Source organism: Ancylobacter koreensis (assembly GCF_023016525.1).
In the GTDB taxonomy this organism is placed as follows: Bacteria; Pseudomonadota; Alphaproteobacteria; order Rhizobiales; family Xanthobacteraceae; genus Ancylobacter; species Ancylobacter koreensis.
The window spans coordinates 396378-410631 of the sequence record NZ_JALKCG010000002.1 but is presented as its reverse complement, the minus strand read 5'-3'; the positions used below and the strand labels follow the sequence as shown (position 1 = coordinate 410631).

Below are 14254 nucleotides of genomic sequence, written 5' to 3'. Positions count from 1 at the left end.
GCCTCGCCCGCACCGGAACGCGCCCATGTACTTCGGAGAAACGATCATCGGCATCACGGTGATGCTTGTGGTGATGCTCGTCCACCTCATGGCCACCTATATACTGATCGACAACACCGACCCCTATGAAACGCTGCTGTCGCAGCACCCTCGGCTGCGGCTCATGGTGGCGCTGGTGCTGGCCAACGTCGTGCTGCTCGGCGCCCATCTCGTCGAGGTCGGCATCTGGGCGGTGGTCTATGCCGCCAAGGGCCTCGTGGTGCATCACGAGGACGCCTACTACTCCGCCTTCGTCAACTACACCGCGCTCGGCTACGGCGATTCGCTGCAGGAAACCTCCACCCGGCTGATCGGGCCGATGACGGCGGGCAGCGGCATCATGATGTTCGGCTGGACGACGGCGCTGCTGTTCTACGTCATCCAGCGCCATCTCCCCGAGGTGCGCCGGCCCAAACGCGTCCGCCGTGCGCCCGCTCACGAGGAAGCGGTGCAGGAGGCCACAGGCGGGGAATCCTCGCCCATCGTCAGGTCGTAGAGGTCGGATTTGTTCCCCTTGTTCCACCAGATGTACTTGCCGCCGGCATAGCGGGCGCCCGAGCCGGACAGCACATTGGAGAGCACGAGGAACTCGCCCTTCAGCGAGAGCGTCGCCAGCGCCACCGGCGGCGCGTTGATGTAATGCGCTTCCACCGTGCCGTAGCCGCCGCAGTCATACGCGACGCGGCTGGTCTGCGGGCTCGCGCCGCCCGGCAGCGGGATGACGATCTCGCCGGCCCCGGCAATCGCGGGCGCGAGGGCGAGAAGGGCGGCGAGCGCGGCGGTCCTTACGGCATGTTTCATGGCGCTTCTCCCGGCCTGTGATGCGTGTGCCAGTGCCGCGCGATGTCGATGCGGCGCGGCAGCCAGACGCGATCATGCGCGGCAATGTGGTCGAGAAAGCGTTGCAGGGCGAGAATCCGTCCCGGCCGGCCGACGAGGCGGCAGTGCAGGCCGACGCTCATCATCTTCGGCGCCTCCGCGCCTTCCGCATACAGCACGTCGAAGCTGTCGCGCAGATAGGTGAAGAATGGATCGCCCGAATTGAAGCCGGCGGGGATCGCGAAGCGCATGTCGTTGGCGTCGAGCGTATAGGGAATGGAGAGGTGCGGCCCGCGCGGCCCCTCCACCCAGAAGGGCAGGTCGTCGGAATAGATGTCCGAATCGTAGAGAAAGCCGCCCTCCTCCATCACGATGCGCCGCGTATGCCCGGAGGTGCGCCCGGTGTACCAGCCGAGCGGGCGCTCGCCGACGACCTGCTCGTGCAGGCGCATGGCTGCCTCGAAATCCGCCTTCTCCGCCGCGTAGCCGTGGTCGCGGTAGTCGATCCATTTCAGCCCGTGGCTGGCGATCTCCCACTCCGCTTCCTTCATGGCGGCGACTGCCTCCGGGTTGCGGGCGAGCGCGGTGGCGACGCCGTAGACGGTGACGGGAATGGCGCGCCGGGTGAACAGCCGCCACAGCCGCCAGAAGCCGGCGCGCGAGCCATATTCGTAGATCGATTCCATGTTCATGTGGCGCTGGCCGGGCCAGGGCTGGGCGCCGACGATCTCGGACAGGAACGCCTCGGAGGCGGCGTCGCCGTGAAGAATGTTGTTCTCGCCGCCCTCCTCGTAATTGATCACGAACTGCACGGCGATGCGCGCGCCGCCCGGCCATTTCGGGTCCGGCGGGTTGCGGCCATAGCCGATCATGTCGCGGGGATAGGCGGAATCGATATTGAACATGGGCGGGTGCTCGGCACGGGGCTGGACGGGACCTGTCACGCGCCCGTCAGGCTAATGCCTCCAAGCTGATGCGTCCAAGTGAATGCGTCCAAGCCAATGCGTTCGTTGCCGTGACCTCGGCGCGCCTGCCGGCCCGCCGCCGCACAAATCTTGCATCGCCTCTCGACAAGCCGGCGCCCGGCGGTCTTCATGAGCCCACTCATCTGAAAGGTGCCCGATGTCGCTTCCCGATCCCAGCCTCCTGCTCGCCCGCGCCCCGGTGGTGCCCGTCGTCACCGTCACCAGCGTCGCGGCCGGCGTGAAGCTGGCGCGGGCGCTGGCCGAGGGCGGCCTGCCGCTGATCGAGGTGACGCTGCGCACCCCCGTCGCGCTGGAGGCCATCGCCGCCATCGCCGCCGAAGTGCCGGACGCCATCGTCGGCGCCGGCACGGTGACGCGGCCCGAGCTGATCCAGAAGTCGATCGACGCCGGCGCGCGCTTCCTCGTCAGCCCCGGCTGCCCGACCGCGCTGGCCGAGGCGCTGGCGGAAGCGCCGGTGCCGGTCATGCCCGGCTGCGCCACCGCCACCGAGGCGATGACGCTGCACGCCATGGGCTTCCCGGTGCTCAAGCTGTTCCCCGCCGAGGCGGTGGGCGGCGCCAATCTCATCAAGTCGCTGGCCGGCCCGCTGCCCGATCTGCGCTTTTGCCCGACCGGCGGCATCGGTCCGGACAATGTCGGCAAGTACCTGTCGCAGCCGAACATCCTGGCGGTCGGCGGCTCCTGGGTGGCGCCGAACGAGGCGATCTCCATGGGCGACTGGGAGCAGATCGTCGCGCTGTCCAAGGCCGCCGCCAAGCTGCACCGCGCGGCGTTTCCGATGTGATCAGCACATGAAAACGCCCGCCGGAAGGACCGGCGGGCGCCTGATTCAGCCGCGAACGAGCGGAAGGTTCGCTCAGAACACCAGCGGCTTGGCCTGCTTGACCGAGGGCAGGCCCTGCACCTTGGCGAGCAGCTCGGCCGGCACGCGGCCGTCGACCTCGACCAGCGCGATGGCGTCACCCCCCTGCCGGTCGCGGCCCAGCGCGAAGGTGGCGATGTTCAGCCCCGCATCGCCGAGCAGGCTGGCGAAGCGGCCGACGAAGCCGGGCTTGTCCTCGTTGGTCACGTAGATCATCGAGGGCGCGAACTCGGCGTCCACCTTGATGCCCTTGATGTCGACGATGCGCGGGCGCCCGTCGGCGAAGACCGTGCCGGAGATCGAGCGCTCGATCCTGTCGGTCACGACGGTCAGGGTGACGAGGCTTTCATAGTCGCCGGCCACCTCGCGGGTGGTCTCCTCCACCACGATGCCGCGCTCCTTGGCGATGCTCGGGGCCGAGACGACGTTGATGTCGGAGAGCGCCGGGCGCAGCAGGCCGGCCACCGCCGCCGAGGTCAGCGCCTTGATCTTCAGCCCCGCCACCGCGCCGTCATAGGTGATGCGCACCGACTTGATGTCGGTGTCGGTGAGCTGTCCGGCGAAGGAGCCCAGCTTCTCCGCGAGCTCGATGAAGGGCTTCAGCTTCGGGGCCTCTTCCGCCGTGATCGAGGGGAAGTTCACCGCGTTGGAGATGGCGCCGCGCAGCAGGTAGTCACTCATCTGCTCGGCGACCTGCAGGGCGACGTTCTCCTGCGCTTCCGTGGTGGAGGCGCCAAGATGGGGCGTGCAGATCACGTTGGGATGGCCGAAGAGCGGGTTCTCGGTCGCCGGCTCGGTTACGAACACGTCGAAGGCCGCGCCCGCGACCTGGCCGGATTCCAGCGCCGCCGCCAGAGCCGCCTCGTCGACCAGCCCGCCGCGCGCGCAGTTGATGATGCGCACGCCCTTCTTCGTCTTGGCGATGGCCTCGGCGGAAAGCACGTTGCGGGTCTTGTCGGTCAGCGGCGTGTGCAGGGTGATGATGTCGGCGCGGGCCAGCAGCTCGTCCAGCTCCACCTTCTCCACGCCGATGTCGAGCGCGCGCTCGGGGCTGAGGAACGGGTCGAAGGCGATGACCTTCATCTTCAGGCCCAGCGCGCGGTCGGCGACGATCGAGCCGATATTGCCGCAGCCGATGATGCCGAGCGTCTTGGCGGTGAGCTCGACGCCCATGAAGCGGTTCTTCTCCCACTTGCCGGCCTGGGTCGAGGCGTCGGCGGCGGGGATCTCGCGGGCCAGCGCGAACATCATCGCAATGGCATGCTCGGCGGTGGTGATCGAGTTGCCGAACGGCGTGTTCATCACGATCACGCCCTTGGCGGTGGCGGCCGGGATGTCGACATTGTCGACGCCGATGCCGGCGCGGCCGACCACCTTCAGCCGGGTCGCGTTCGCCAGGATCTTCGGCGTCACCTTGGTGGCCGAGCGGATGGCGAGGCCGTCATAGTTGCCGATGATCTCGGCCAGCTTGTCCTTGTCCTTGCCAAGGGCCGGCTGGAAGTCGACCTCGATGCCGCGATCTTTAAAGATCTGCACGGCGGCGGGGGAAAGGGCGTCGGAAATCAGAACGCGGGGAGCCATCGGCTTCATCCTGTTCGAAAGGGTTGAGAGCGTCCCGCCACTGGCGGGAGAGGACGACGAAGCGTTCGTCGGGCACATGTCGCGGAAAGGCGTCGACGCCGGGCGGGAGCGGGAGGAGACGTCCCGTCCGCCGTCGAGCCGGAGCGCCAGCCCCTTCGCCGTCCCCTCGCGTCAGCGGCGGGGTACGAACGGAAGGGTTCAGGCCGCCTGCTTCAGGCCGGCCTTGGCGCTGGCGAAGGCCCAGTCGAGCCAGGGCAGCAGCGCTTCGAGGTCGGAGGCCTCGACGGTGGCGCCCGCCCAGATGCGCAGGCCCGCCGGCGCGTCGCGATAGGCGCCGATGTCGTAGGCGACGCCCGCCTTCTCCAGCGAGGAGGCCAGCGCCTTGGCAAAGGCCGCCTGCGCGTCCGGCGCCAGCGCCTTCACCTCGGGGTCGGCGACCACGAGGCACACGCTGGTGTTCGAGCGGGTGGCCTGGTCGGTGGCGAGGAAGTCGATCCAGGGCGTCTTCGCGACATAGTCGGCGAGCACCTTGAAATTGGCGTCCGACCGCGCCCGCAGACCCTTGAGCCCGCCGAGCCCCTTGGCCCAGTTCAGCGCATCGAGATAGTCCTCGACGCAGAGCATGGACGGGGTGTTGATGGTCTCGCCCTCGAAGGTGCCTTCGATCAGCTTGCCGCCCTTGGTGAGGCGGAAGATCTTCGGCAGCGGCCAGGCCGGGACATAGCTTTCCAGCCGCTCGACCGCGCGGGGGCTCAGAATGAGCATGCCGTGCGCGGCTTCCCCGCCCAGCACCTTCTGCCAGCTATAGGTCACGACATCGAGCTTGGCCCAGTCGAGGTCCTGCGCGAAGGCGGCCGAGGTGGCGTCGCAGATGGTGAGGCCCTTGCGGTCGGCGGCGATCCAGTCGCCGTTCGGCACGCGCACGCCGGAGGTGGTGCCGTTCCAGGTGAACACCACGTCGTGGTCGAAATTCACCTGCGTCAGATCGGGGAGTTCGCCGTAGCCGGCCTTGAGGACGCGGGCGTCCTTGAGCTTGAGCTGCTTGACGACGTCCGTCACCCAGCCCTCGCCGAAGCTTTCCCAGGCCAGCAGGTCGACCGGGCGGGCGCCGAGCAGCGACCACAGCGCCATCTCGACCGCGCCGGTATCGGACGCGGGAACGATGCCGATGCGGTAGTCGGCGGGGATTTCGAGGATTTCACGGGTGAGGTCGATGGCGAGCTTCAGCTTCGCCTTGCCGACCTTGGCGCGGTGCGAGCGGCCGAGCGGCGCGTCGCTCAGGCCTTCAAGCGTCCAGCCGGGACGCTTGGCACAAGGGCCGGAAGAAAAATTGGGATTCGCCGGCTTCGCCGCCGGCAGAGCGATAGTCGTCATGATAGCCATCCTTCCAGATGGGAGCCCCTCGGTGGGGAGGGGTGGCCCGGAACGGGGTGTACGCGAGGCGGCGGGCCGGCGTCAAGGGCGGCCGGCAATCAGCGCGCAATACCTCCCCTCCCCGATTGCCGAGACGAGGGGGCTGGCCGTACAAAGACGGGATCGAATCGTCGCTCCCGCACGCTCGCCGGCGGCATGGCGCCACGAAGCTCCGATGCGCCGGAGGAGTGGAGAGAGCTTCATGGAAGCGCCCGCAGCGCCGCTGGTGACGGTCATCACTCCCGCCTACAATCAGGCGAAGTTCCTGCCGGAGACGATCGACAGCATTCTCTCCAATGGCTACGCGCCGATCGAGTTCATCGTGCTTGACGATGGCTCAAGGGACAAGACGCGCGCCGTCCTCGAAAGCTACCGCGACCGGCTGACCATCGTCAGCCACGCCAATATGGGCGAGACGCGGACGGTGAACAAAGGCATCGCCATGGCGCGCGGCGCCTTCGTCATGACCGTCAACGCGGACGACCCGCTGCGTCCCGGCGCCATCGGCAAGCTGGCCGCCGCTCTGGTCGCCCAGCCCGAGGCGCTGCTCGCCTATCCCGACTGGGAATCCATCGACGATGCCGGCAAGCTGCTGGAAACGGTCAATCTTCCCGACTACACGCTGACGAGCCTGTTCCACCCCTCCTATTCGATCGCGCTGGGGCCGGGGGTGATGATCCGCCGCGCGGCGTTCGAGCGCGTGGGCTATCGCGACCCCCGGCTGCGCTATGCCAGCGACATCGACCTGTGGGCGCGCATGGCGCTGGCCGGTCCGTTCGCCCATGTCCCGGAAGTGCTGGCCACCCACCGGGTGCATGGCGAGGCGGCCTCTACGGCACATCGCGGATGGCGGCTCGCCTGGGAGGTGCCGCTGGTCGCCCGCCGCGCCCTCGCCCGCCCCGGCACGCCGGCCGAACTGCTCGCGGCGCGCCGCTCCATCCTCGCCAATGCGCACGGCGCCGCCATAATGCTCTATGCGGGGCGCCACCTGCGTGCGCGCCTCGCCCACGCCGCCGCGCTGGCCTGGTACACCGGCTCGCTTTCCAGGGCCAGGCGCCTCCTGCGCGCTACGTCGATCCGCCGCCAGCCCGCGCCCGTTCAGTCGAACAGATAGCGCACGCCGAGCCGTGCCTCGTGGGCGCTCTGTTCGAAATCGGCCTGCTTGGCGCCCGCGTCGGAGAGCTGGAGATAGCGGTAGCCGACGTCGATCTGCCAGTTGGCGTTCACCGCCACCGCGACACCCGCCATCAGCGCCCAGGCGACGCTCCAGCCGTCGGAACGGCCGATATCGGTGCCCAGCACCTCGATGTCCGTCACCGAGACGTAGCTCGCGCCGGCGCCCGCGCCGACATAGGGCGTGAAGCCGTGCCAGGTTCCGAGATCGACATAGACATTGGCGAGCAGGGTCGTCGCATTGAAATCGGCGGTGAGGCCCGGCGAGGTGTAATCCGCCCTGGTCCGGTAATCGGCGGTGACGTCGACGCGCACGAGATCGTTCAGCCGCAGGCCGATGCCCGCGCCGATCAGCCACGCATCGGCCAGCGCGCCGCCCGACGCCGCCGGCAGGAAATCGAGCTGCGAGATATCCGGCGTCTGGTTGACGACGTAGCCGATATCGCCGCGCAGATACCAGCCGGAAGGCTCGTCGATCTTCGGCGCCCTGGCGAGAAGGTCGGAAGCGTCCATGTCATCGGCAGCGTCGGCCGCCCGCGCCTCGGCCGCGAACAGGCCCGCGCCCAGCAGGGCAAGGGCCATCGCCCCGCCCCGGAAGGATCTGCGACCTGAGAACGCGACGCCACGCATGAAACCATCCCGACAGGCCGGCACGGGGCCGGCACGATTCGACGGTCTCACTCTGCCGGCAAGGACTTAAGGCAAGCTTAACCTTAACGATTAACCACGCCGGCCCCTGTTCCCGGCGGCGCGCGCCGGGAATCGGGAGCGTGCGTCAGGCCGCGCGCGCGGCCCGCGCGGCGGCCTGCAGATGCGGCACCAGTTCGGGATCGAGCTTCAGCGCGACCGCCAGCCGCGCGAGGAAGACCCGCTCGGCATTGTTGTCCGCGTCGATGGCGAGCAGCGCGGTGATGTAGACCTCCGCCGCCTCCTCCGGGCGCGTCACCGCAGCGGCGAGGCTCTCCGGGCTCGCGGGCCGGGCGAGCTCGGCGGTGAGGAAGCGCTCGGCCTCGTCGAGCCCGGCGCCCTCCTCGCCGAGCTTGGCGGAAATCGCCGCGCGCTCCACCTCGTCGATATGCCCGTCCGCCAGCGAGGCGGCGATCATGGTGCGCAGCAGCGTCACCTCGAAATGGGTGTGGTCGGCTTGGTCGGGGTGGAAGGGCGAGTGCGCGGGCGGAAGCTGCGCCGGCTCGGGCGGCGTCGCAACCTGCTGGGGCTGCCCGCCCTGCTGGTAGTTCTGGTAGGCCTTGTAGGCGAGCGTGCCGACCAGCGCGAGGCCGCCGAGCGCCACCGCGTTCTTGGCCATCTTGCGCCCGCCCTTGCTGCCGAGCACGAGCGAGACCAGCGCCCCGGCCGCCGCCCCCGAGGCGAGCGAGCCGCCATTATTGCTGAGATAATCCTTGGCGCGGCCCACCACGTCGCCGCCGGCCGGCGCGCCGGCGCCCGGAGCGGGACTTCCGCCGCCGGAAAGCGCGCCCGACAGCCCGCCGAGCAGGCCGCCCAGCGGATTCTGCTGCGCGGGCACATTTCCCTGCCCGCCGGCCTGCGGCGTCAGGAACTGGTCGAGAAGCCGCTTGGCATCGAAATTTCCGGTGTTGAACATGGCGCGTCCCGTTGAAAGAGCTTCACCGCACGTAGGCACCGATCGTGGCTTCCGCAAGGAAAGCTCAGCCCACCCCGTCATCCGCGTGAGCTTATCCCACTCATGTGACGATGCGGGACTCCTTGCCTCATCCGCTCACCGGCGGAAACAGCGGCGTCCCGTCGCGGTGTCGCATCCAATGTCGGATTTGTTCAACGCCAGCGCCGAAACAATGCTCGCTTGCGAAACCGGGCCGCGCGAGCATGCTCGCCAGCGATCGGACGATGTCACCGTCGGAGGCGAATGTGCAGAAATTCTCCGGCTTCGAACTTTTCCGCCGGGCTCTGGGCGGCCACAAGAGCTGGCAGCCGCAATGGCGCAACCCCGAGCCCAAGCCCGAATACGATGTCGTCATCGTCGGCGCGGGCGGGCATGGCCTCGCGGCGGCCTATTACCTCGCCAAGGAGCACGGCATCGCCAATGTCGCGGTGATCGAGCGCGGCTGGCTGGGCGGCGGCAATACCGGCCGCAACACCACCATCGTGCGCTCGAACTACCTGTTCGACGAGAGCGCCGCGCTCTACGAGCACGCGGTGAAGCTGTGGGAGGGCCTGTCCGCCGATCTCAACTACAACGTGATGTATTCGGCGCGCGGCGTGCTCATGCTGGCGCACAATCATCATGACGAGATCAGCTTCAAGCGCCACGTCCATTCGAACCGCCTCAACGGCGTCGACAATGAATGGCTGACCGCCGAGCAGGTGAAGGAATTCTGCCCGCCGCTCAACATCAAGAGCATGCGCTACCCCATTATCGGCGGCGCGCTTCAGCGGCGCGGCGGCACCGCCCGCCATGACGCGGTGGCCTGGGGCTTCGCCCGCGCGGCGGATTCGCGCGGCGTCGACATCATCCAGAACTGCGAAGTCACCGGCATCCGGCGCGGCCCCTCGGGCGCTGTGGAAGGGGTGGAAACCTCGCGCGGCTTCATCAAGGCGAAGAAGGTCGGCGTCTCGGCCGCCGGCCACACCAGCGTCGTCATGGCGATGGCCGGGCTGCGCATGCCGCTGGAGAGCTTCCCGCTGCAGGCGCTGGTGTCGGAGCCGGTGAAGCCCGCCTTCCCCACCGTGGTGATGAGCAACACCATCCACGCCTATATCTCGCAGTCCGACAAGGGCGAGATGGTGATCGGCGCCGGCACCGATGCCTACACCTCCTATTCCCAGCGCGGCGCGCTGCACATCACCACCCACACGCTCGACGCCATCTGCGAGCTGGTTCCCCAGTTCCGCCGGCTGCGCATGCTGCGCAACTGGGGCGGCATCGTCGACGTGACGCCGGACCGCTCGCCGATCATCGCCAAAACCCCGGTGCCGGGCCTCTATGTGAACTGCGGCTGGGGCACCGGCGGCTTCAAGGCGACGCCGGGCTCGGGCCATGTCTTCGCCCACACCATCGCGAAGGACGCCCCGCACGCGATCAACGCGCCCTTCACGCTGGAGCGCTTCCGCGACGGCTTCCTGATCGACGAGGCGGCCGCCGCCGCCGTCGCGCACTGAGGAGGGCGAGACATGCTCATCATCGACTGTCCCTGGTGCGGCAAGCGGCCCGAGATCGAGTTTCGCTATGGCGGCGAGGCGCATATCGCCCGCCCGGCCGATCCGTCCGCCCTCTCCGACGAGGAATGGGCGGACTTCCTCTACAACCGCACCAACCCCAAGGGCCTGCACGCCGAGCGCTGGCGGCACATCCATGGCTGCGGGCGCTATTTCAACGCCCTGCGCGACACGGTGAGCGACTTCTTCGTCACCACCTACAAGGCCGGCGAGGCAAGACCTGAGCATCCTCGCCCGGATGTCGAGGGGAGCGGGACATGAGCCCTCTTCTTTCCCACCCATGCATCGTCATGGCCGGACGTCATCCGGCCATCCACGCCGCGCCGCCCGGCGCCCGGCCGGAAGGCATGGATCACCGGGTCAAGCCCGGGGATGACGCCGCTCATTCTGGCGACGCCCGCTTCAACAAGGCATCCGACGGGGGCATTCAGTGACCAACCGCTTCCGCACCCCCTCCGGCGGGCGCATCGACCGTGCCGCACCGGTCTCCTTCCGCTTCGACGGCCAGACCTTCTCGGGGTTCAAGGGCGACACGCTCGCCTCGGCGCTGATCGCCAACGGCGTGCATCTCGTCGGCCGCTCCTTCAAGTATCACCGCCCGCGCGGCTTCCTCTCGGCCGGCTCGGATGAGCCGAACGCGCTGGTGAACGTCGCCCGCGACGCCGCCCGTTCGGCGCCGAACCTGCGCGCCACGCAGGTCGAAATCTATCAGGGGCTGAAGGCGTCGAGCCAGAACCGCTGGCCCTCGCTCGCCTTCGACGCCGGCGCGGTGAACGACCTCGCCTCGCCCTTCCTGCCGTCCGGCTTCTACTACAAGACTTTCATGTGGCCGGCCGGCGCGTGGAAGCGCTTCTACGAGCCGAAGATCCGCGCCATGGCGGGCCTTGGCGTCGCGCCCACCGTGCCGGACCCGGACCGCTACACCCAGAACTACGCCTATTGCGATGTGCTGGTCGTCGGCGCCGGCCCGGCCGGCCTCGCCGCCGCGCTGGCCGCGTCGGAGAACGGCGCGAAGGTGTGGCTGGCGGACGAGCAGGCCGAGCTCGGCGGCTCGCTGCTGTCCGAGACCTCCGCCACCATCGAGGGTATGCCCGCCGCCGAATGGCTCAAAGCCACGCTGGCGACGCTGGCTGCGCGGGACAATGTGACCCTGCTGCCGCGCACCACCGCCTTCGGCTATTTCCCGCACAACCTCATCGCGCTGGCCGAGCGCGTCACCGAACATCTCGCCGCCCCCGGCGCGGACCTCCCGCGCGAGCGGCTGTGGAAGCTGCGCGCCAAGGAAGTCGTCATCGCCGCCGGCGCCCTGGAACGCCCGCTGGTGTTCCCCGACAATGACCGGCCCGGCGTGCTGCTGGCCGATTCCGGCCGCACCTATCTCAACCGCTACGGCGCCAAGCCCGGCGAGCGCGCGGTGGTGTTCACCGCCTGCGACGCCGGCTACCGCGCCGCGCTGGATCTCAAGGCCGGCGGCGTCACCATCGCCGCCATCGCGGACCTGCGTGCCGAGGTGTCGGGCGAACTGCCCGCCCGCGCGCTGGCCGCCGGCATCGACGTGCGCCCCTCCACCGTCGTGGTGGGCACCAAGGGCCGGCTGCGCGTCGCCTCCGCCCAGCTCGCCAAGGTGAAGAACGGGCAGGTCGGCCCGGCCGAGACGATCGCCTGCGACGTGGTGCTGATGTCCGGCGGCTTCACGCCGAGCGTCCACCTGTTCTCGCAGTCGCGCGGCAAGCTCACATGGGACGTGGCGAGCGGCGCCTATCTGCCGGGCACCTCGGTGGAGCGCGAGCGCTCGGCCGGCGCGGCGCGCGGCGTCTATGGTCTCCAGCGCGTGCTGGAAGACGGCTATGCGCAGGGCGAGGCGGCAGCGCTCGCCTCCCGCGATTTCGCTTCCCCCGCGCGCGGCACCACGCCGGCCCCGGCGGCTTCCTCGCGCGCCTTCCCGGCGGTCGCCGACGATCTCGGCGCCGACGGCTTCATCGGCGCCACCCCGCACGGGCGCAACCCGGCGCTCGCCAAGGCCTTCGTGGACTGGCAGAACGACGTCACCTCCAAGGACATCCAGCTCGCCACCCGCGAGGGCATGCGCTCCATCGAGCATGTGAAGCGCTATACCACCACGGGCATGGCCACCGACCAGGGCAAGACCTCGAACATGAACGCGCTCGGCATCGTGTCCGAGGCGCTGGGCGAGAGCGTGCCGAAGATCGGCCTCACCACCTTCCGCCCGCCCTTCACCCCGACCACCTTCGGCATCTTCGCCGGCGAGGCGCGCGGCGACCTGTTCGACCCCGTGCGCAAGACCGCGATCCACGACTGGGCCGCCGAACACGGCGCCGCCTTCGAGGACGTCTCGCTGTGGAAGCGCGCGCACTACTTCCCGCGCGCGGGTGAAGGCGGACGCATGGAGGATATGCACGCGGCGGTCGCCCGCGAGTGCAGGGCGGTGCGCGCTTCGGTCGGCATCTTCGACGCCTCGACGCTGGGCAAGATCGAGGTTGTCGGCCCGGACGCCGCCGAGTTCATGAACCGCATCTACACCAACGCCTGGGCCAAGTTGGAGCCCGGTCGGCTGCGCTACGGCGTGATGCTGCGCGAGGACGGCTTCGTGATGGATGACGGCGTGGTCGGGCGCCTCTCGCACGACCGCTTCCACGTCACCACCACCACCGGCGGCGCCCCGCGCGTGCTGGCGCATATGGAGGACTACCTCCAGACCGAGTGGCCGGACCTCGACGTGTGGCTCACCTCGACCACCGAGCAGTGGTCGGTCATCGCCGTGCAGGGGCCGAAGGCGCGTGAGGTGCTCCGGCCGCTACTTCCCGACATCGACCTCTCGAAGGACGCCTTCCCGCATATGAGCGTGCGCGAGGGCAGCATACTCGGCGTGCCGACCCGCCTGTTCAGCGTCTCCTTCACCGGCGAGCTGGGCTTCGAGGTCAACGTGCCGGCCGAATATGGCCGCGCGGTGTGGGAGGCCATCTACGCCTCGGGCGAGCGCTTCGGCATCACGCCCTACGGCACCGAGACCATGCACGTGCTGCGCGCCGAGAAGGGCTACATCATCGTCGGGCAGGAGACGGACGGCACCGCGACGCCCGACGACGTCAATCTCGGCTGGGCGGTCGGCAAGGCGAAGAAGGATTTCGTCGGCAAGCGCTCGCTGGCGCGGGCCGCCATGTCGGCACCCGACCGCAAGCAGCTCGTCGGCCTGCGGACCGCCGACCCGAAGCTGGTACTGGAGGAAGGCGCGCAGATCGTCGCCGATCCGAAGGCGCCGGTCCCGGTGCCGATGCTCGGCTTCGTCACCTCCTCTTATGCCTCGGCCGTGCTCGGCCATTCCATCGCCCTCGCCGTGATCAAGGGCGGCCGCGCCCGCATCGGCCAGAAGCTGTCCGTGCCGATGGCCGATCGCGTCATCGAGGTCGAGGTGGTCGAGCCCGTCTTCTACGATCCCAAGGGAGAGCGTCTGAATGCCTGAGCTCGCCTCCGCAAACCCGCTGTCGGCCCTTGCGACGCGCAGCCGCGATGTCGCAGCCGCGCGACTTGTCGCACTCGGCCCGGCCGCCCGCTTTGTGTTCCGTGGCCGCGAGGCCGCCATCGGGGCAGCCGGCGGCGCCTTCGGCGTGCCTCTGCCGCGCGAGGCCTGCCGGCGCGCCGAGGCGAATGGCCGCTTCGCCCTCTGGCTCGGCCCGGACGAATGGCTGCTCATCGCGCCGGGCGCCGATCCGGCGCCGATCTTCGTCGCCATCGAGGCGGCGACCGCCGGCCTGCCGCATTCCCTTGTCGACGTGTCCGCGCGCAGCGTTGGCATCGAGCTTGCCGGCGCGCAGGCGGCCTTCGTGCTGAACCAGGGCAACGCGCTGGACCTGTCACCGGAAGCCTTCCCGGTCGGTGCCTGCACCCGCACCCTGTTCCACAAGGCGGAGATCGTGCTGGTCCGCCACGCTCCCGACGTGTTCCACATCGACGTCTGGCGCTCCTTCGCGCCCTATGTCTGGGAGCTACTGGAGGAGGGCCGGCGCGAGCTGGCCTGACATTTGCCGCCTCCCGGCCCGCCCGGGACGGCGGCCCCCGCGTGCCTCACCAACGAGACCCGGCCCGCCGAGATATGGCGAGGACCGGGCGTGCCTTGCCAGAGGAAGTCGCCCCCGCGCCGCGCGCGGCCGGGACGAGGGAACAGCGT

The 14254-nt window shown here is 69.3% G+C and carries 14 protein-coding genes; 8 read left to right on the top strand and 6 right to left on the bottom strand.

Going from position 1 to position 14254, the window contains the following annotated elements:
- The first annotated feature begins 25 nt into the window (after positions 1 to 25).
- The gene (locus MWN33_RS09010) at positions 26 to 535 is read left to right on the top strand and encodes an ion channel (protein WP_247200149.1); all 510 of its coding nucleotides are present in this window, start codon (positions 26 to 28) and stop codon (positions 533 to 535) included.
- Here the strand turns inward: MWN33_RS09010 and MWN33_RS09005 are convergent.
- Positions 475 to 840 (bottom strand): MliC family protein, encoded by a 366-nt coding sequence (locus MWN33_RS09005; protein WP_247200148.1) that lies wholly within the window; start codon positions 838 to 840, stop codon positions 475 to 477. The two genes, MWN33_RS09010 and MWN33_RS09005, sit on opposite strands and share 61 nt — an antisense overlap.
- Positions 837 to 1763, bottom strand: coding sequence for an allantoinase PuuE (puuE, locus tag MWN33_RS09000; protein ID WP_247200147.1), 927 nt, complete (start codon positions 1761 to 1763; stop codon positions 837 to 839). Before puuE ends, MWN33_RS09005 begins: the two co-directional genes overlap by 4 nt.
- Before the next feature lie 217 nt (positions 1764 to 1980).
- Here puuE and eda point away from each other — a divergent pair, with 217 nt between their 5' ends.
- Positions 1981 to 2628, top strand: coding sequence for a bifunctional 4-hydroxy-2-oxoglutarate aldolase/2-dehydro-3-deoxy-phosphogluconate aldolase (gene eda, locus MWN33_RS08995; protein ID WP_247200146.1), 648 nt, complete (start codon positions 1981 to 1983; stop codon positions 2626 to 2628).
- Positions 2629 to 2700: 72 nt separating this feature from the next.
- Here eda and serA read toward each other — a convergent pair whose 3' ends face one another.
- Both serA and MWN33_RS08985 read right to left on the bottom strand, forming a co-directional pair.
- Positions 2701 to 4287 (bottom strand): phosphoglycerate dehydrogenase, encoded by a 1587-nt coding sequence (serA, locus tag MWN33_RS08990; RefSeq protein ID WP_247200145.1) that lies wholly within the window; start codon positions 4285 to 4287, stop codon positions 2701 to 2703.
- A 198-nt stretch (positions 4288 to 4485) separates the two neighbouring features.
- On the bottom strand, positions 4486 to 5661 hold the full coding sequence (locus MWN33_RS08985; RefSeq protein WP_247200144.1) for a phosphoserine transaminase: 1176 nt from the start codon (positions 5659 to 5661) through the stop codon (positions 4486 to 4488).
- A 241-nt stretch (positions 5662 to 5902) separates the two neighbouring features.
- On the opposite strand from MWN33_RS08985, the gene MWN33_RS08980 reads away from it, so the two are divergent.
- Positions 5903 to 6814 carry a glycosyltransferase gene (locus MWN33_RS08980; protein WP_247200143.1) on the top strand — a complete coding sequence of 304 codons (912 nt, stop codon included), beginning with the start codon at positions 5903 to 5905 and terminating at the stop codon, positions 6812 to 6814.
- Here the strand turns inward: MWN33_RS08980 and MWN33_RS08975 are convergent.
- Complete coding sequence (locus MWN33_RS08975) at positions 6799 to 7455, bottom strand: outer membrane protein (RefSeq protein WP_247200142.1); 657 nt, start codon at positions 7453 to 7455, stop codon at positions 6799 to 6801. The two genes, MWN33_RS08980 and MWN33_RS08975, sit on opposite strands and share 16 nt — an antisense overlap.
- Before the next feature lie 193 nt (positions 7456 to 7648).
- Positions 7649 to 8476, bottom strand: a complete 828-nt coding sequence (locus tag MWN33_RS08970) for a tellurite resistance TerB family protein (protein ID WP_247200141.1) — start codon at positions 8474 to 8476, stop codon at positions 7649 to 7651.
- A 263-nt stretch (positions 8477 to 8739) separates the two neighbouring features.
- Between MWN33_RS08970 and MWN33_RS08965 the strand changes: the two genes are divergently transcribed.
- From MWN33_RS08965 to MWN33_RS08945, 5 genes are read left to right on the top strand one after another with little or no spacing between them, the layout of a single operon-like run.
- Positions 8740 to 10011, top strand: coding sequence for a sarcosine oxidase subunit beta family protein (locus MWN33_RS08965; RefSeq protein ID WP_425531982.1), 1272 nt, complete (start codon positions 8740 to 8742; stop codon positions 10009 to 10011).
- Positions 10012 to 10023: 12 nt separating this feature from the next.
- Entirely contained in the window at positions 10024 to 10329 is a 306-nt protein-coding gene (locus MWN33_RS08960; RefSeq protein WP_247200139.1) for a sarcosine oxidase subunit delta, read from the top strand.
- Positions 10326 to 10502, top strand: a complete 177-nt coding sequence (locus MWN33_RS08955) for a hypothetical protein (RefSeq protein ID WP_247200138.1) — start codon at positions 10326 to 10328, stop codon at positions 10500 to 10502. Before MWN33_RS08960 ends, MWN33_RS08955 begins: the two co-directional genes overlap by 4 nt.
- On the top strand, positions 10499 to 13549 hold the full coding sequence (locus MWN33_RS08950; RefSeq protein ID WP_247200137.1) for a sarcosine oxidase subunit alpha family protein: 3051 nt from the start codon (positions 10499 to 10501) through the stop codon (positions 13547 to 13549). The genes MWN33_RS08955 and MWN33_RS08950 overlap by 4 nt, the downstream gene beginning before the upstream one ends.
- Complete coding sequence (locus tag MWN33_RS08945; RefSeq protein WP_247200136.1) at positions 13542 to 14105, top strand: sarcosine oxidase subunit gamma; 564 nt, start codon at positions 13542 to 13544, stop codon at positions 14103 to 14105. The genes MWN33_RS08950 and MWN33_RS08945 overlap by 8 nt, the downstream gene beginning before the upstream one ends.
- Positions 14106 to 14254: the final 149 nt, after the last annotated feature.